The following is a 15808-nucleotide window of genomic DNA, read 5'->3' as shown; positions in this document are numbered from 1 at the left end:
AACCCCCCAATATGCTTATTTCTGTTTCTGAACGCGCCCCCTTTTCAGTAAGGCGCTGCAAATATAAAACCTATTTTCAGTTCTGCAAAAGTTTTTTCAAGAAAATTCTCAAAGTACTTCTGCAACCACAAATGTGCTGCCCCCTACAAATATCATATCGGTTTTATCTGCAACAAGTTGTGCATTTTTATATGCCTCGTTTACTGACGGATATACTTCACCATTTAAACCAAACTCTTTTGCCCGGTTTGCCAGTTCATTGGCATCCATGGCTCTTGCAATGTCGGCTTTTACAAAATAATAAATGGCTTGTTTGGGCAAAAGTGCCAAAACTTTCCCAGGATCTTTATCACCAACGGTGCCAAAAATAAAATGCAACTGCTTGTAAGCTGTATTTTCCAACTGCTGAACAATCGATTTAATGCCATCTTCATTATGCCCCGTATCGCAAACTGTTATCGGATTATTGCCAATAACCTGCCAACGCCCAAGCAATCCAGTTTTTGAAACGACAGTTGCCAACCCCTCGCGCAAACTTTGTTCAGTTATTTTATAATCCTTCTCATTTAAAAGATCAACAGCTTTTAATACCGCCGAAATATTTTTATGCTGGTACTGCCCCAATAAATCCAACCTTAATTCAGGAAAAACATCCTCCCCCTGCTTTTGCACATGGAGTTGCTGTTTACCATCTATACCCAACATAGAATAGACAACGTTATATTCCTGATCTGCAAAATAGATTGAAGTATCAACTTCTTGCGCTTTGGCATTGAATACCGGAGCTGTTTCTTTCTGGGTTCTTCCAACAATTACTGGAACATCCTTTTTTATAATTCCACCTTTTTCTCCTGCAATCTTCTCCAAAGTATCTCCCAACAAATTCGTGTGATCCAAACCAATATTGGTAATAATACTCACATCGGGCGTAATTATATTGGTAGAATCGAGCCGTCCGCCAAGACCAACTTCCATTATCGCCACATCAATTTCCTGATCGGCAAAATAATCGAATGCCATAGCCACCGTCAGTTCGAAGAACGAAGGTTGAATTTTCCACAATTCGTTGTTAGTTATAAAGTTACTCACCCAATCAACCACCGATGATTCCGGCATCATTTCACCATTAATTTTTATGCGTTCACGAAAATCTTTCAGGTGTGGCGAAGTATATAAACCGGTTTTGTACCCGGCCGCCTGAAGTACAGAGGCCAGCATATGCGAAACCGATCCTTTTCCATTTGTTCCGGCAACGTGGATGGTTCGGTACTTCCGGTGCGGATGACCATAATATTCATCCAGTTTCAAAGTATTTTCCAGGGTGTTTTTATAGGCAGCCGGCCCAGTTCGCTGAAACATAGGCAACTGACTAAATAAGTAGTCTAAAGTAGCTTTGTAATCCAATGAATTCAATATTTATTAACTATTGCAAGTTTATTAATTTTTGGCGCATCAGCCCCGTTTTCTGACGAAATTATATACATTTAGAACAAATCATTTATATATGCTGAGTAAAACCAAAAAGAGTAAAATTTTCGTTCTTGACACCAACGTAATTTTACACGATCACACATGTATTTACCAGTTCCAGGATAACGACATTATCCTTCCGATTACAGTACTCGAGGAGCTGGATAAGTTTAAACGAGGAAACGACCTTATCAACTTTCAGGCACGCGAGTTTACCCGGGTGCTCGATGAAATTGTTGGAGATGACATTTTTAACGGCGGGAAATCGCTTGGTGTAGGAAAAGGCCGCATACGAATTGAAACGGGCAAACCATTTTCGGATGAGTTAAAAGCTTCGTTTCGTGAGGATATCCCCGATCACAGAATCCTGGCTATAGCTGATTTTACGGCAAAGACGTATCCGCGCCGAAAAACGGTTCTGATCAGTAAAGACATTAACCTTCGGATGAAGGCCAAGTCGCTGGGAATTCAAGCTGAAGATTACAAAACCGACCAGGTTACCGACGAAAATGTGTTGGATAAAACCATTACGACTTTCGATAATTTCGACGATACTGTAATCGATCAACTTTATCAGCAAGGTTCGTTCGCTAAAGCCGATGTAAAAGATTTTAATCCCGATGCCAACGAGTGTTTTATTTTCAGAGGCAACCAATCGAGTGCCTTGGCGCGTTATGATAGTAAATCGGAACGTATTTACCGCGTGGAGAAAAAATCGGCTTACGGAATTAAACCACGAAATGCTGAACAGACTTTTAGTTTGAACATGCTGATGGATCCGGAAGTAAGATTGATCGCACTTACCGGAAAAGCCGGAACAGGAAAAACTTTACTGGCTTTGGCTGCTGCAATTGAGCAACACCGTCAGTACGAACAAATTTTGCTGGCCCGCCCGATTGTGGCATTAAGCAACCGCGACATTGGTTACCTGCCCGGCGATGCCAACGAAAAGATCAATCCATACATGCAGCCGCTTTTCGATAATTTGGCGGTAATAAAACATACTTTCAATCCGCGAAGCAACGAGTACCAGCTCATCGAAGAAATGGTGAAGGAAGAAAGATTGAACATCACTCCGTTGGCCTACATTCGCGGTAGAAGTTTGTCGAATGCCTTCTTCATAATTGATGAAGCTCAAAACCTTACTCCGCACGAGATTAAAACCATTATTACGCGTGCCGGCGAAGGAACAAAAATGGTGTTTACCGGCGACTTGTGGCAGATCGACTCGCCATACCTCGATATGAAATCGAACGGTTTGGCTTACATGGTTGATCGCATGCGCAACCAGGAATTGTTTGCGCACATTAATTTGGTGAAAGGCGAACGTAGTTACCTGGCTGAACTGGCCAGTAACTTGTTATAACAATAATTGATTCAAAGAGAAGTATTTGCAATAAGCAGCTTTTTTCTACCTTTGCAGCCTATTTAGAATAATTCAAGATAGCAAGATGGATTACAAGGGGAAGAAAGCTGCTTTTTACACATTAGGCTGTAAACTTAATTTTTCAGAAACGTCGACCATTGCCGGCTCTTTTAAAGAGGTTGGTTTTGATCGTGTTGAGTTTGATGAAAAAGCCGATGTGTACGTCATTAATACCTGTTCGGTTACCAACCAGGGCGATAAGGCCAGTCGTAATATTGTGCGCAAGGCCGTTAAACAAAATCCTGATGCCATGGTAATTGTGGTGGGTTGCTACTCGCAGCTCAAACCCGATGAAGTGGGTCACATCGAAGGTGTTGACATGGTGTTGGGAACGCAGGAAAAGTTTCACATTCCGCACTACCTTGGTGATCTGCAAAAACGCGAAACCACCGAAATCAAGACTACGCGTTTAGCGAATATAAAGAGCTATCACAAAGCATTTTCGTGGGGCGACCGCACACGTAGTTTCCTGAAAGTGCAGGACGGTTGCGATTATTACTGTTCGTTTTGCACCATTCCGTATGCGCGCGGACGGAGCAGAAATGACAACGTTGTTAACACGGTTAAAGAGGCACAAAAATCCGTTCAGAAAGGCTACAAAGAAATTATACTAACGGGTGTAAACATTGGCGACTTCGGGAAATCTACCGGCGAAAATTTTCTTGATCTGTTAAAAGCACTGGAACAGGTTGAGGGCCTTGAACGACTGCGTTTAGGATCGATTGAGCCCAACTTGCTAAAAGATGAAATTATAGAGCTGGTATCCAACTCGAAAGTCATCATGCCGCATTTTCATTTGCCGTTGCAATCGGGCTCCGACGAGATTCTGTCGCTGATGAAACGTAAATATTCCACCGATTTGTATCGAAAACGAGTGGAGCGTATTCGCGAAATCGTGCCCCATGCTTTTATTGGTGTTGATGTAATTGCCGGTACCAATGGCGAAACTGAAAAATATTTCCAGGAATCGTTCGACTTCCTCAACAGCCTCGAAATTTCGCAATTGCACGCTTTTACCTACTCGGAAAGAAGTGGAACGCAGGCGCTAAAAATTCCGTGGAAAGTTGACGTTGAAGAACGCAAAAACCGCACGCAGAAATATATCAACCTGTCGGAGAAAAAGTTACGCGCATTTTACGAGAAACATATCGGTTCAACACAAACCGCACTTTTTGAAGCCCAGAAAAGCCAGGATAAAATGCATGGTTTCACCGAAAACTACATTAAAGTTGAGGTACCTTATCAGGAAGAACTGGTAAATAAGCTGGGCAGCGTAAAATTAAAGTCAATTCTGCCAAACGGTAACGTTGCTGTAGATTTCAACGCCTGATTTTTCAATACTTTTGTGCAAAACAGCTAAAGATGGATTACAAAGAACTTTGTTTTCAGGTTCAAAATATAGCACACAGCACGGGTAATTTTATTCGTGGCGAGCAAAAAAAGATTTCTGAAAAAAATATAGAAATTAAAAGTGTTGCCAGCCTGGTAACTTACGTCGATAAAACGGCAGAAAAACAAATTGTTGATGCTTTGAAAGAGCTACTTCCTGAAGCCGGTTTTGTTGCCGAAGAAGGAACTGCAGAATCAAATAACGAAAAATACACATGGTTTGTCGATCCGTTGGATGGCACAACCAACTACCTGCACGGTTTAGCGCCACACTCGGTGAGTATTGCTTTGGCCGAAGGCAACGAATTAGTATTGGGTGTTGTTTACGAAGTTGGCGCCGACGAAATGTTTTATTCGTGGAAAGGTGGCCCGGCTTACTGCAACGAAGAAATCATTCAAACGGCAAAACGTTCAAAGTCGGAAGATACACTGATTGCCACCGGATTCCCTTATTACGCTTTCGACAAAGTGGATGAGTACATTGGAGCAATGAAAGAACTGATGCAATCAACTCGTGGAATTCGCCGTTTTGGATCGGCCGCCATTGATTTGTGTTACGTAGCAGCCGGTCGTTTCGATGCTTTTTACGAACATGCCTTGCATGCCTGGGATGTGGCAGCCGGAGTATTTATTCTGCAACAAGCGGGCGGAAAAACTACCGATTTTAATGGTGGCGACAACTGGTTATTTGGCGGCGAACTGGTATCGGCCAGTAACGCTTATTTCCCTGAATTCTTTGGAATCGTAAACAAATACCTGGGCGAGAAGTAGACGCACTTTGTCATTTCGACGATTCTCAAAAACTGTGAGAATTAAAAAATCAGAATATAGATGCTGAAACAAGTTCAGCATGACGTGTTATGCAAATTACTACCCCTGTTAAGAACGTCACCCTGAACTTGATTCAGGGTCTGGTTTTCAAATCTGTTTCAACAGAACTATTCTTCAACAGATTTCTTACGTCGCTGGAATTGACAGCCGTGATTTTTTGTAAATTGCAGGAAACAAATTACCATGGCAGAAAAACAAATTGCAATTCTTCGGGAGCAACTGGCAAAATTAGACGAAAAGAAATTCGATCTTGACGCCTGGAAAACGCACACCCTTATTTTTCTGGAACGTATTTTCGGGAGAGACAACTCAAAAATTAAGTTGATCCAGGACCTGCATTACGATTACTCGAGCTGGAGCCTTCGCGATACTGCAGCCACCGGAAAAACAAAAGACAAAGATCCGGTGAAAATGCGTGCCAGCGAAATTCTGGAAGCGACTATTGTTGAATTGGAAACGCTTGGATTACCGGAAGGAGAAGAAGAACCTCAAAAAGTTTGGGAGTTACTTCAGGACGAATTAACCGGAAAACAGGTGAAAGAAATTGATGCTTTGGTAAAATCAGACGACAAAGAGAAAGCAAAAAAAATCAGCGAAATTCTTGAAAATCTTGAAAAAGAAAACCTTTCTTTGCTGATCGCAAAACTACTTTTGAGCTGATTTATGAGCAAAAACAAAAAGATTGCCATTGTAATTTTGAACTGGAACGGGGTAAAACTTTTCCCCGATTATCTCCCATCCGTAATCGAACATTCTAAAGGCGAAAACATTGAAGTAATTGTTGCCGACAACGGATCAACCGACAATTCGCTGGAATTTTTGAAAGCCAATTTCCCTGAAGTTACCTTACTTGATCTCAAAGAAAATTACGGTTTTGCAAAAGGCTACAATGTGGCATTAAATCAAATTGAAGCCGATTATTTTGTATTGCTGAATTCCGATGTTAAAGTTGAAAAAAACTGGATTCAACCATGTATCGATCATTTCGAGAAGGATGAAAAAATTGTTGCCGTTCAGCCCAAAGTTTTGAGTTTTAACGAACCCGAACTTTTTGAATATGCCGGAGCAGCCGGCGGTTATATTGATAAATTTGGCTATCCGTTTTGCCGCGGCCGCATTCTCGACCATGTGGAGAAAGATGAAAATCAGTACAACCAGTCGAGCGAAATTTTCTGGGCAACCGGAGCGTGTATGTTTGTTCGGGCAGAAGCTTTTAAAAACTCGGGCGGGCTTGATGCCGATTTCTGGGCACACATGGAAGAAATTGATTTGTGCTGGCGCTGGAAAAATCAGGGCTACAAAATAGTTTACGAACCAAGCAGTGTAGTTTATCATTTGGGCGGCGGAAGCCTCGAATACGGAAATCCCAAAAAGGTTTATCTCAACTTCCGCAACAACCTGTACATGTTGTATAAAAACCTGCCGAAAGAGAAATTCCTGCCCAGATTCTTAACCCGAATGACTTTGGATGGTGCAGCAGCAGCCAAGTTTTTGGTGGGAACAGAGTTTAAAGCTTTTGGTGCAGTGGCAAAAGCACATCGCGATTTTTACAGGAATCTTTCGGCCCTCCGCAAAAAAAGAAAGGATTTGTTAATGTTGGCAAGTGTTAACAATCACAAACAGATCTACCCGAAAAGCATCATGTGGAAGTTCTTTGTACAGAAAAAACATAACTTTACCGAACTGAATTTCAAGCCGGAATAAGCATGCAAAAGTTAAAATTTCAAGAACCCGTTTATACCTATCATATTGATTTTGTTGGACATGTAAACAACATTATTTACGTGCAATGGCTGGAAAATGCCCGTGTAAAACTGATTGAAGCAATGGGTTTGTCCATCTCGCAAATTGCGGTTGACGATGATATTTTACCCATTATCACCGAAACGAATATTCAGTACAAAAAGCCGTTTTTCCTGAGTAATGAAGTGCATGTTGAAGTCTGGGTTTCAGAGATTTTTAATGTTTCAGCTAACTTTAAATTCCGTTTCCGAAACGAAAAAGGCGAAATCTGTTCCATCGCCCAACAAAAAGTTTTGTTCATCGATCGCGCCACACAACGTCCTTCGCGTAAGTTTTTGAAATACAGGGAGAAATTCGAAAAATACCTTTTGGAAGACAGCGATATTTAAAGACTTAATCGTCCTGTTATTCGAACTTTCTTTTGCCAAATCAAAAAACCGTTATAACTTTGCCCCGACATTTACGCAATGGGGTGTCCTGATTAAAACATCGGGACTGAGATTATACTCAATGAACCTGATCCGGTTAGCACCGGCGTAGGGAGAGCGAAAAGGATTATTTCCTACCTCATTGGTTAGTTTTTTAACCAATTATTCAAAAATGAAAAAATTTAGTTTGATGCTGCTATTGCAATTGATGGCGGCAATTGCTTTCGGGCAAATTAATTTAACAGGTGTTGTTAAAGGAGATGGAGAAGCTTTGGCCGGTGCCAGCGTGGTAATCGAAAAATCGTTTTATGGCGTTTCAACTCAGGCTAACGGGAGTTTTGAATTCAAAAATCTGAAACCCGGCGATTACACCCTGTTGGTTTCGTTTATCGGTTTCGAACCACAAAAGATCGACCTTCAACTTACAGCAAGTAAAAACATTGAAGTTGACCTGGAGCCCAACGTAATTATGACCGATGAAGTATTGATTTCGGCAACACGTGCAGGCAATAAAACGCCGATAGCATACAGCAACGTAAGCAGCGACGAAATTGCCAAACGCAACATGGGGCAAGACATTCCTTTCTTGCTGAACCTTACGCCGTCGTTTGTTACAACTTCTGACGCCGGGGCCGGAGTGGGTTACACCAATTTCCGTGTGCGTGGTACCGACTTGAACCGTATCAATGTAAGTGTGAACGGGATTCCGTTGAACGATGCAGAATCGCACGGGACATGGTTTGTGGACCAGCCGGATATGGCTTCGTCGCTGGATAATGTGCAGATTCAGCGCGGTGTGGGAACGTCAACTAACGGTGCTGCAGCTTTTGGTGCGAGTATTAATCTGCAAACCAATTCGCTGAACAAAGAAGCTTACGGCAGCTACAAAACTGCAGCCGGAACTTTTAACACCTTTAAAAACACAATTTCTGCTGGAACAGGTTTAATGAATGATCATTTTACAGTTGACGTACGTTTGTCAAAAGTTACTTCCGATGGTTTTATCGACCGTGCCAGTTCCGACCTGAAATCGTTCTTTGTTTCGGGAGGTTATTACTCGGAAAATACCATTATTAAAGTGAATGTATTTACCGGCTACGAAGAAACTTACCAGGCGTGGTACGGAGTTCCGTCTGTCCGAATGAACGACGATAGGACCGGGATGCAGCAATATGCCGACCACTGGCTGATGACTCAGGAAGAAGTTGACCACATGATGGCTTCTGACAGCCGGACTTACAACTACTACACTTACGACAACCAGGTTGACCATTATGTGCAGGATCATTACCAGTTGCATTTCTCGCATAAATTCAACCCGAACCTGAATTTAAATGCATCGTTGCATTACACTTATGGAACCGGTTATTATGAGAATTACAAAGCCGATGAAGATTTGGCAGATTACCAGTTGCCTAATATTGAAATTGGCGACGCGGTAATTGAAACGACTGACCTGATCAACCGCAAGTGGCTCGACAATGATTTTTACGGATTTACCTACTCGCTGAATTACAATAAGAACACCAGTGATTTTACATTGGGCGGCGGTTACAATGTTTACGATGGGCGCCATTTCGGTAAAGTGATTTGGGCGCAGTACCTGGGCGAGGCGGAATACGATCATGAATGGTACCGAGGAACCGGATTGAAAAAAGACTTCAATATTTTTGCGAAATACAACTGGCAGGTGGCTGAAAAGCTGAATTTGTTTGCCGATTTGCAATATCGCCGAATTGATTATACCATTGAAGGAACCGACGATGAGCTTCAAACCCTGGATCAGGATCACGACTTCAATTTCTTTAACCCGAAGCTCGGAATTTTCTACCAGATTGCCGACAACCAGGATTTGTACCTGTCGTTTGCCGTTGCCAACCGCGAGCCTAACCGCACGGCATTTGTAGAACAACCTTCGGGACAAGAGCCACCGGTTTATGAAACGCTACACGACTGGGAACTGGGATATAATTTTGCCTCATCGAAATTCTCATTTGGTGCGAACTATTACTTTATGAACTACAAAGATCAGCTGGTTTTAACCGGCCAGATTGACGATGTGGGTAACGCAATAATGGTTAACGTTGACGAGAGCTACCGCACCGGTATTGAGTTGCAGGCGGGTGTACAAATTGCCAACAATTTTCAGTGGAATGGTAACACCACTTTAAGCATCAACAAAATCAAAGATTTTACCGAATACGTTGACAACTGGGACACCGGCGAACAAGACGCCATTGCTTTGGGAACCACTGACCTGGCTTTCTCTCCAAATATTGTGGCAAACAGCCAGTTTGTTTACGCGCCGGGAGAGCATTTTAGCATCGCCTTTATTTCGCAGTATGTGGGAGATCAGTACATCGATAACACATCAAGCGACGATCGCAAGATTGACGCGTATTTTGTAAATCACCTGAAAGCAGATTACACTTTTAAAACAAATCTGTTTGATGAGATTTCGTTGCATTTTATGGCCAACAACCTGTTTGATGTACAGTACGAATCGAACGCATGGGTTTACCCCTATTTACTGGGTGGCGAACGTTATAAAATGGATGGATATTATCCGCAAGCCGGAGCTCATTTCATGTTTGGAGTGGACTTTACGTTTTAAAGTAGCAGAAAGCTAATAGTCAAATAAAAGAAATGTCATTTCGGACTGAGTGAGAAATCTTCAGGTTCGGAATGACATTTTTTTACTGCTAAGGCAGTAGCACTTTCCCTTCGATTTCAACCAGCAGATCATCGCGGCAAACATCGGCCAGAATATAAACTACCGGTAAATCGCCGTAAACTTTCTTCACCACGTTCCGAATTTTAGTGTAATCTTTCCGGTTTTTAACGTAAACACGGGCGTGTCCGAATTTTGGATTAGCCGCATCGCCGGGCAAAGCCGCCAGCACCTTATCAGAATACAAACGCTGCATGTTCTGAATTGTTATTTCAGTCTGTTTTGCCGCGTCGCCAACACCCACCGTCTTTTCACCAATAATAGACGCCGTTCCGGAAATAAAGATCAACTTTTTGTTGCGATACTTTAAATAACGGGCCCGCTCAAACTTTGGTGTTGTTTTCAGGTTACACTCTTCGCCAACCAAAACCTGTTCGGTATATTGATGCGCCGAAATCTGATCAGGATTATCAACCGGCTGCGTGTATATCTCTTTTGATTTTACTGCGACATACTCGATCAGCACGCCACCGTGAGTCATTCCAATTCCCGTTGCTGCCGGGTATCCGCTTTGCTCAAAAGCTTTTCCGTAGGCATCCGAGCGCACGTTATTAAACTCCTGATAACGCTGCTCTTCGCCATCAAATCCCAAAATATCTTCCAGGTAATTCCACTGGCGAACAATAGAACTCAGCGGAAATTGCGCTTCTTCAAAAGTTTCAATAAGCTCATCAAAAGCCTTCTCAGCATTTAGTTTGCAATTGCTGTTGTGATTGGCATGAACGGTTCCCAACAAAATTTCGGTGGTACCATTCAGGAACAAAGCCGTGCCGTTCTCACCTTCCGAAAGCATCTGACAATCCCAGTTTTCAGGATCGTAATAATACGCCTCAACGATTACCTTGCAACTTAGCGGCGCCTGCGAAATAAAACTTATCAGAATATCGCTTCCAATCAGTTCTTTCACCTGGGCACGTACATCTTTTAGCAGTTGATCGTACTCTGAATTTGAATTGGTATCGACAAAGAAATTTAGTTTGAAGATCCGTTTTCCTGAATTGATTTTTTCCAGCTGTTCCAGGCAATTTTGAAGTTGCAAACTCAAGCCTTTACAACCGTTTTCAGGTTTTATATATGTTCTGTCTCCGTTTAGAAAATACATCCTATTCTCCCCTCACTCAAAAGAAATGAAGCACAAATATGCGTGTTTTTTACTTCAAAAAAATGATTTCGGTCAAATTTCTTGTCAGAAGTACAAAGAGCTCTAATTACACTTCGTAATAACATTCATGATTCCCGGAAATCACCAACAGGAATGAAAGCTAAACAATATTCAACAAACTCTCCCTCACTCCCTCTCTTCGCGAAGAGAGGGACGTTTGTGTCGTAGGCACAATCAGGGTGAATCAATAAATTTTGAAGCATATTTTGCTATTAATTTTCACTTGACTTTCATAAAAAAAGTTAAGCGACTAATAATCACCCGATGCTGTGGCACCGTTTAGTACAGCTTCAGTTGAACCAATTCCCAAACGGTCGGCTCCCTGCTCCAGAAAAGCCACTGCAGTTTCCCAGTCGCGGATACCGCCTGATGGTTTTACCTGCATTTTATCGCCAACAGTTTTTACCATCACCTCGATGTATTCAGGTTTGGCTCCACCCGGTCCGAATCCGGTTGAGGTTTTTACAAAATCGGCACCTGCCTCGTACGATAATTCGCAGGCTTTGGCAATTTGCTCCAGCGTTAAATGGCCACTTTCCTGGATAACTTTTACCAGCACATTGTGTTGGTGAGCCACTTCAACTACGGCTTTAATATCGTCGCGAACATAATCGTATTCGCCCGATAAAAAGCGGCCGATATTCATAACCATATCAATTTCGTCGGTACCGTCTTCAATAGCCTGTTTGGCCTGAAAAGCCTTCGTCGGCGTTGCATCGGCTCCGTGCGGAAAACTAAGTACACACGACACTTTTACACCACTGTCTTTCAACAATTCTTTGGCAGGTTTTATATCGCAAGGTTTCACACACATACTGAAAACCTTATTCTTAATGCACATTTCAGCGTTCGCTTTCAAATCGGCCAGCGTTTGCTCCGGTTTCAACACCGCGTGGTCGATGGATTGTGCAACTTGTTCTTTTGTATACATATTCTATTCTTCTGTAATTGCTTCTAATATTTCCAGCGCTTGTGGCAAATCACTTTCACTCACAAAAATATCGATAGCCGAAGGAACGCCGCCTCCAAAACCGGCAGCAATGCCCTGTTTAAATCCATCTTGTATAAGAGGATTGATACCGGCAGTTTCCAGCTCCTGTTTCAGCCGGCTGATCATTATTTGCTCGCCGGTAAAAAGTTTTACTAGTTTACTTTGTTTATCCATTGAATTCGATTTAGCAATTAATCTTCCATTTCTTTTAAAATCTGCTCTACCTGCTCGTTGGTTTTGGTCAGTTTGTCTTTGCAGGTTTTTAGCAACACCGAAACGCGTTTTACTTTTTCGGCCAGTTCATCCACATCCAGCTCTTCATTTTCAATCTTTTCAAGAATTTCTTCAATTTCGGCCATCGCCTCGCTGTATGAAATCTTTTTAGCTGCCATTCTATTTATTTTTTGTGATTAATGAGATTGATTTGACTTTATTCATTTATGCTATTATTCGTCTTTTTCACTTATACGGCTGTAAAATTTCCTTAAATAGCTTAGGCTATTCGCGTCAATTTTACCTTGCCTAAGCAAAAAATACTTCATAATATCTCTAAAAAATAAAATCAAAACAGTCTCTTACTCGTTACTTTTCCATCGGCAAATCTGGTTTCCAGTTCTTCCCCAACTGCCACGTCTTTGCTCGATTTTATTATTTTACCTTCTTTCAAAGTTAGTGTAAATCCTCGTTTCAAAACATTTTCAGGATTCAATAAACGTACTGAATTTTCGTTAATCAGAATGCGGTCGTGCTCTTTTGCCAACACATTTCGCACACGTCCTGATAAAATATCCTGCTGATGATTCAATTTTGCATCCGCTTTAAAAACAGCCTCTCCAACAAGCCTTCTGAGAATTCGTTGAGTTTTACCAATATTATTTTTTGCCTCCACAAACCACACCGAAAGTCCGGAATCAAGGTTATGTTTCAGTTCGCTTAATTCATTGTGTTTTTTAAACGAAAACAGATTAACATTTTGCTGCAATTCGTTGCCTCGTTTGTTTAACTGCTTTTGCCTGTCGTTAATAAATTCGGCTACTGAATATTTTAGGCCTTCGGCTACTCGTTCCAGCTTTTCCTGCTGCGTATCCAACGTTTCGCGGGTGAGTTGAACGATACCATTTTCAAGCTCAATCAAACGCTCGTAATAGCGTTCAACACCACTAATAAAAAACCCGGCTACTGCGGTAGGTGTTTTCATTCGCGTGTGCGCCACCAAATCAATTATAGTATCATCTTTTTCGTGGCCAATTCCGGTAATCACCGGCAGCGAAAACTGGGTAATGTTCATCGCCAGATCGTAGTCATCAAAACTGCTCAAATCGGCTGTTGCACCTCCTCCACGAATAATTGCTACCGCATCGAAAAAATCGTCATGAGCAAAAATCCGCTCCAGCGCATGAATTATTGACGGCACGGTTTCTGCGCCCTGCATGTAAGCCTCAAACAATTTGGTGTAGAATTTAAAACCGTACTCGTTGTTTTCCAGCTGGTTCATAAAATCCTGGTAACCCGCAGCAGTTGCCGACGAAATTACAGCGATTTTTTGCGGCACCAGTGGCAACGCCAGTTCCTTGTTCATGTCAAAAACACCTTCGGCCTTCAAACGATTTATAATTTCCTTTCGCTGCATGGCCATGTCGCCAACCGTATAAGTCGGGTCGATGTCTTTAATATTCAAACTCAAACCATACGCCGGATGGTATTCAACCGTAGCCTGCACCAACACTTTTATGCCTTCGGTAAAAAGCTGCCCGGTGCTGGTTTCGAAATACGGTTTTAACATGCGGTAGGTGTACGACCAAATAGTTGCCCGCGAACGTGCCGTAATGGTGTTGCCCTCTTTTTCAACCAGCTCCAGATAACAGTGGCCGCTTCGGTTATGCTTCAACTCGCTCACCTCGGCAACTACCCACACCGTTCCCGGAAATGCATCCAAAAGGGCATCCTTTATTTTGGCGTTTAACTGAGAAAGGGTGAGTTGCTGATTCATTGTTTACCTGATTTTATTGATCTTAAAGGTTTCAACACCGGTATTTGTTTTTACCAGCAGCAGAAAAATTCCCGTCTCCGTTGTTTCCAAATTATTTAGCGTTACAGAGGGAGCAGCCGGAACTTGCCAGCTTTTTATCACTCGCCCATCCAGTGCATAAAGTTTTATATCGAGATTACCCGCTTGCAGGTTTGTTGTCGACTGCAGCACAATCCGGTCTTTTACAGGATTTGGGAAAACAGTCCATGTTTTATTTTGTGAAGTAACGTCCACTGAAACCGGGTTAAGCAACGAAGTGGCTACCCTCATATTTGGAACTCCGTACCCCTGCAATGAATCGGGAGTTGCATAAAGATGCCCGCTTTTTTCGATGGCATCTTTTATTTCTTCAGCTGTTTTATCGGGATAAGCCTGCCACAACGAAGCCGCCATTCCGGCCAAAACGGGCGAGGCAAAAGAGGTTCCGTTTCCCAGACCAACAGAGCCGTCGGTTCGCTGAATAGCGGTTTGGTAACCCATTGCCGAAACATTGGGTTTTAACGAACCATCAGCAGCAGGACCGGCACTTGAAAAATACGCCGGATAAAAATTCATATCCACGGCACCGACTCCTATTACATTTTTTCCGTCGGACGGCGCAACAATGCGAAACCAGGAATTATTTCGTTCGTTTCCGGCACTTGAAAACACCAGCATACCACGCGAGGCAGCGATATTGGCACCTCGTGTTACACGTGTTGTATTTCCGTCCATATCGGCATAAACATGATTGGTAGATGCATCCTGAAAATCGGTATATCCCAGCGACGAATTAATAACATCTGCTCCTACGCTGTCGGCATACTCCGCGGCTGCCACCCAATTATCTTCTTCAATAATATACTCAGAGTTCGCATCTTCAGAGCGCAGCAGCCAATAAGAAGCTTTTGGTGCGGTTCCGATCAACTCTCCCGGCAGATTTCCGCCCATACACGACAACACACTCATTCCGTGTGAATAAGTTGAAAAGAAATCATCGTTTGGATTTACAAAATCCTTTGTTCCTAAAATCTGGTTATTCATCCACAGGCTATCGAAAGCAGGCAGTTCGTCAACTTTGTAAAATCCGGCATCGAGCACGGCAATCTGAATTCCCTGCCCACGAAAGTTTTCATTATGAAGCAACTGCCCTTCCATCATTCCTATCTGATGTACGGACGCCCCATAAACAGAAGTATCGATAGGAGATAAATCTGATTTTTGCTCATCGGCGAATTTGTTACGTATACTTTTTGAAGTGATATCCGGTTTTGTTAGCTGCACCTCGCGAATAAAACTCCAATAACCGAGGCTGTCGGCCAAAGTTGCCGAATCGCAGCGAACCGTAATACCATTCAACCATTTTGAAGCGTGAACCAACTCCACATCGAGCGTGAGCACCGAGTCGATATAATTCTGATTTACCGGAAGATCTAATGAATCGATGGAAATATTTTGATTAATGCGGCGCTGAATTGCCCGCTCCGAAAGATACGTTCCAGGATGATCAAGCGAATACTCCGAATTATTTTTATCGGCAAACCCGATCCAGAAATAATTCTGTGCATTGATTTGTTGCAAACCCAATAACAGCGTGCCAAGGAGTAAAATTGTATACCTCATTCTTAT

At 42.5% G+C, this 15808-nt stretch carries 14 protein-coding genes and 1 riboswitch; of the genes, 7 read left to right on the top strand and 7 right to left on the bottom strand.

What is annotated here, in order from left to right:
• Positions 1 to 108: 108 nt before the first annotated feature.
• Positions 109 to 1359: a folylpolyglutamate synthase/dihydrofolate synthase family protein gene (locus QZ576_RS20545; protein WP_297100878.1), complete on the bottom strand. Its 1251-nt coding sequence runs from the start codon at positions 1357 to 1359 to the stop codon at positions 109 to 111.
• Positions 1360 to 1504: 145 nt separating this feature from the next.
• Between QZ576_RS20545 and QZ576_RS20540 the strand changes: the two genes are divergently transcribed.
• The 7 genes from QZ576_RS20540 to QZ576_RS20510 all read left to right on the top strand — a co-directional run bounded on the left by QZ576_RS20540 (position 1505) and on the right by QZ576_RS20510 (position 9901).
• The gene (locus tag QZ576_RS20540; RefSeq protein ID WP_297100876.1) at positions 1505 to 2836 is read left to right on the top strand and encodes a PhoH family protein; all 1332 of its coding nucleotides are present in this window, start codon (positions 1505 to 1507) and stop codon (positions 2834 to 2836) included.
• 85 nt (positions 2837 to 2921) lie between these two features.
• Positions 2922 to 4226: a tRNA (N(6)-L-threonylcarbamoyladenosine(37)-C(2))-methylthiotransferase MtaB gene (gene mtaB / locus QZ576_RS20535; protein WP_297100873.1), complete on the top strand. Its 1305-nt coding sequence runs from the start codon at positions 2922 to 2924 to the stop codon at positions 4224 to 4226.
• Positions 4227 to 4258: 32 nt separating this feature from the next.
• Positions 4259 to 5056 carry an inositol monophosphatase family protein gene (locus QZ576_RS20530; RefSeq protein WP_297100870.1) on the top strand — a complete coding sequence of 266 codons (798 nt, stop codon included), beginning with the start codon at positions 4259 to 4261 and terminating at the stop codon, positions 5054 to 5056.
• A 243-nt stretch (positions 5057 to 5299) separates the two neighbouring features.
• The gene (locus QZ576_RS20525; RefSeq protein ID WP_297100867.1) at positions 5300 to 5776 is read left to right on the top strand and encodes a hypothetical protein; all 477 of its coding nucleotides are present in this window, start codon (positions 5300 to 5302) and stop codon (positions 5774 to 5776) included.
• Positions 5777 to 5779: 3 nt separating this feature from the next.
• Positions 5780 to 6820 carry a glycosyltransferase family 2 protein gene (locus QZ576_RS20520; protein WP_297100864.1) on the top strand — a complete coding sequence of 347 codons (1041 nt, stop codon included), beginning with the start codon at positions 5780 to 5782 and terminating at the stop codon, positions 6818 to 6820.
• 2 nt (positions 6821 to 6822) lie between these two features.
• Positions 6823 to 7248, top strand: a complete 426-nt coding sequence (locus QZ576_RS20515) for a thioesterase family protein (protein WP_297100861.1) — start codon at positions 6823 to 6825, stop codon at positions 7246 to 7248.
• A gap of 69 nt (positions 7249 to 7317) precedes the next feature.
• A riboswitch (TPP riboswitch) is annotated at positions 7318 to 7419 on the top strand.
• A gap of 40 nt (positions 7420 to 7459) precedes the next feature.
• Entirely contained in the window at positions 7460 to 9901 is a 2442-nt protein-coding gene (locus tag QZ576_RS20510) for a TonB-dependent receptor (RefSeq protein ID WP_297100858.1), read from the top strand.
• Between the two features lie 88 nt (positions 9902 to 9989).
• On the opposite strand, the gene QZ576_RS20505 is transcribed toward QZ576_RS20510, so the two are convergent.
• The 6 genes from QZ576_RS20505 to QZ576_RS20480 form a co-directional block, all read right to left on the bottom strand.
• Positions 9990 to 11057, bottom strand: coding sequence for a hypothetical protein (locus tag QZ576_RS20505; protein ID WP_297100854.1), 1068 nt, complete (start codon positions 11055 to 11057; stop codon positions 9990 to 9992).
• A gap of 373 nt (positions 11058 to 11430) precedes the next feature.
• On the bottom strand, positions 11431 to 12111 hold the full coding sequence (deoC, locus tag QZ576_RS20500; protein WP_297100851.1) for a deoxyribose-phosphate aldolase: 681 nt from the start codon (positions 12109 to 12111) through the stop codon (positions 11431 to 11433).
• A gap of 3 nt (positions 12112 to 12114) precedes the next feature.
• Positions 12115 to 12345, bottom strand: a complete 231-nt coding sequence (locus QZ576_RS20495; RefSeq protein ID WP_297100848.1) for a DUF2007 domain-containing protein — start codon at positions 12343 to 12345, stop codon at positions 12115 to 12117.
• Between the two features lie 17 nt (positions 12346 to 12362).
• Positions 12363 to 12563: an exodeoxyribonuclease VII small subunit gene (gene xseB, locus QZ576_RS20490; protein ID WP_297100845.1), complete on the bottom strand. Its 201-nt coding sequence runs from the start codon at positions 12561 to 12563 to the stop codon at positions 12363 to 12365.
• Between the two features lie 170 nt (positions 12564 to 12733).
• A complete protein-coding gene (gene xseA, locus QZ576_RS20485) occupies positions 12734 to 14161 on the bottom strand; it encodes an exodeoxyribonuclease VII large subunit (protein ID WP_297100842.1) in 1428 nt (475 codons plus the stop codon).
• A gap of 3 nt (positions 14162 to 14164) precedes the next feature.
• Complete coding sequence (locus QZ576_RS20480; RefSeq protein WP_297100840.1) at positions 14165 to 15802, bottom strand: S8 family serine peptidase; 1638 nt, start codon at positions 15800 to 15802, stop codon at positions 14165 to 14167.
• Between the last annotated feature and the right edge of the window lie 6 nt (positions 15803 to 15808).

Origin of the sequence: uncultured Draconibacterium sp. (genome assembly GCF_913060805.1) — a bacterium.
Taxonomy (GTDB): Bacteria; Bacteroidota; Bacteroidia; order Bacteroidales; family Prolixibacteraceae; genus Draconibacterium.
The sequence above is the reverse complement of the archived record's forward strand: the minus strand, read 5'-3'. Positions and strand labels throughout refer to the sequence as shown.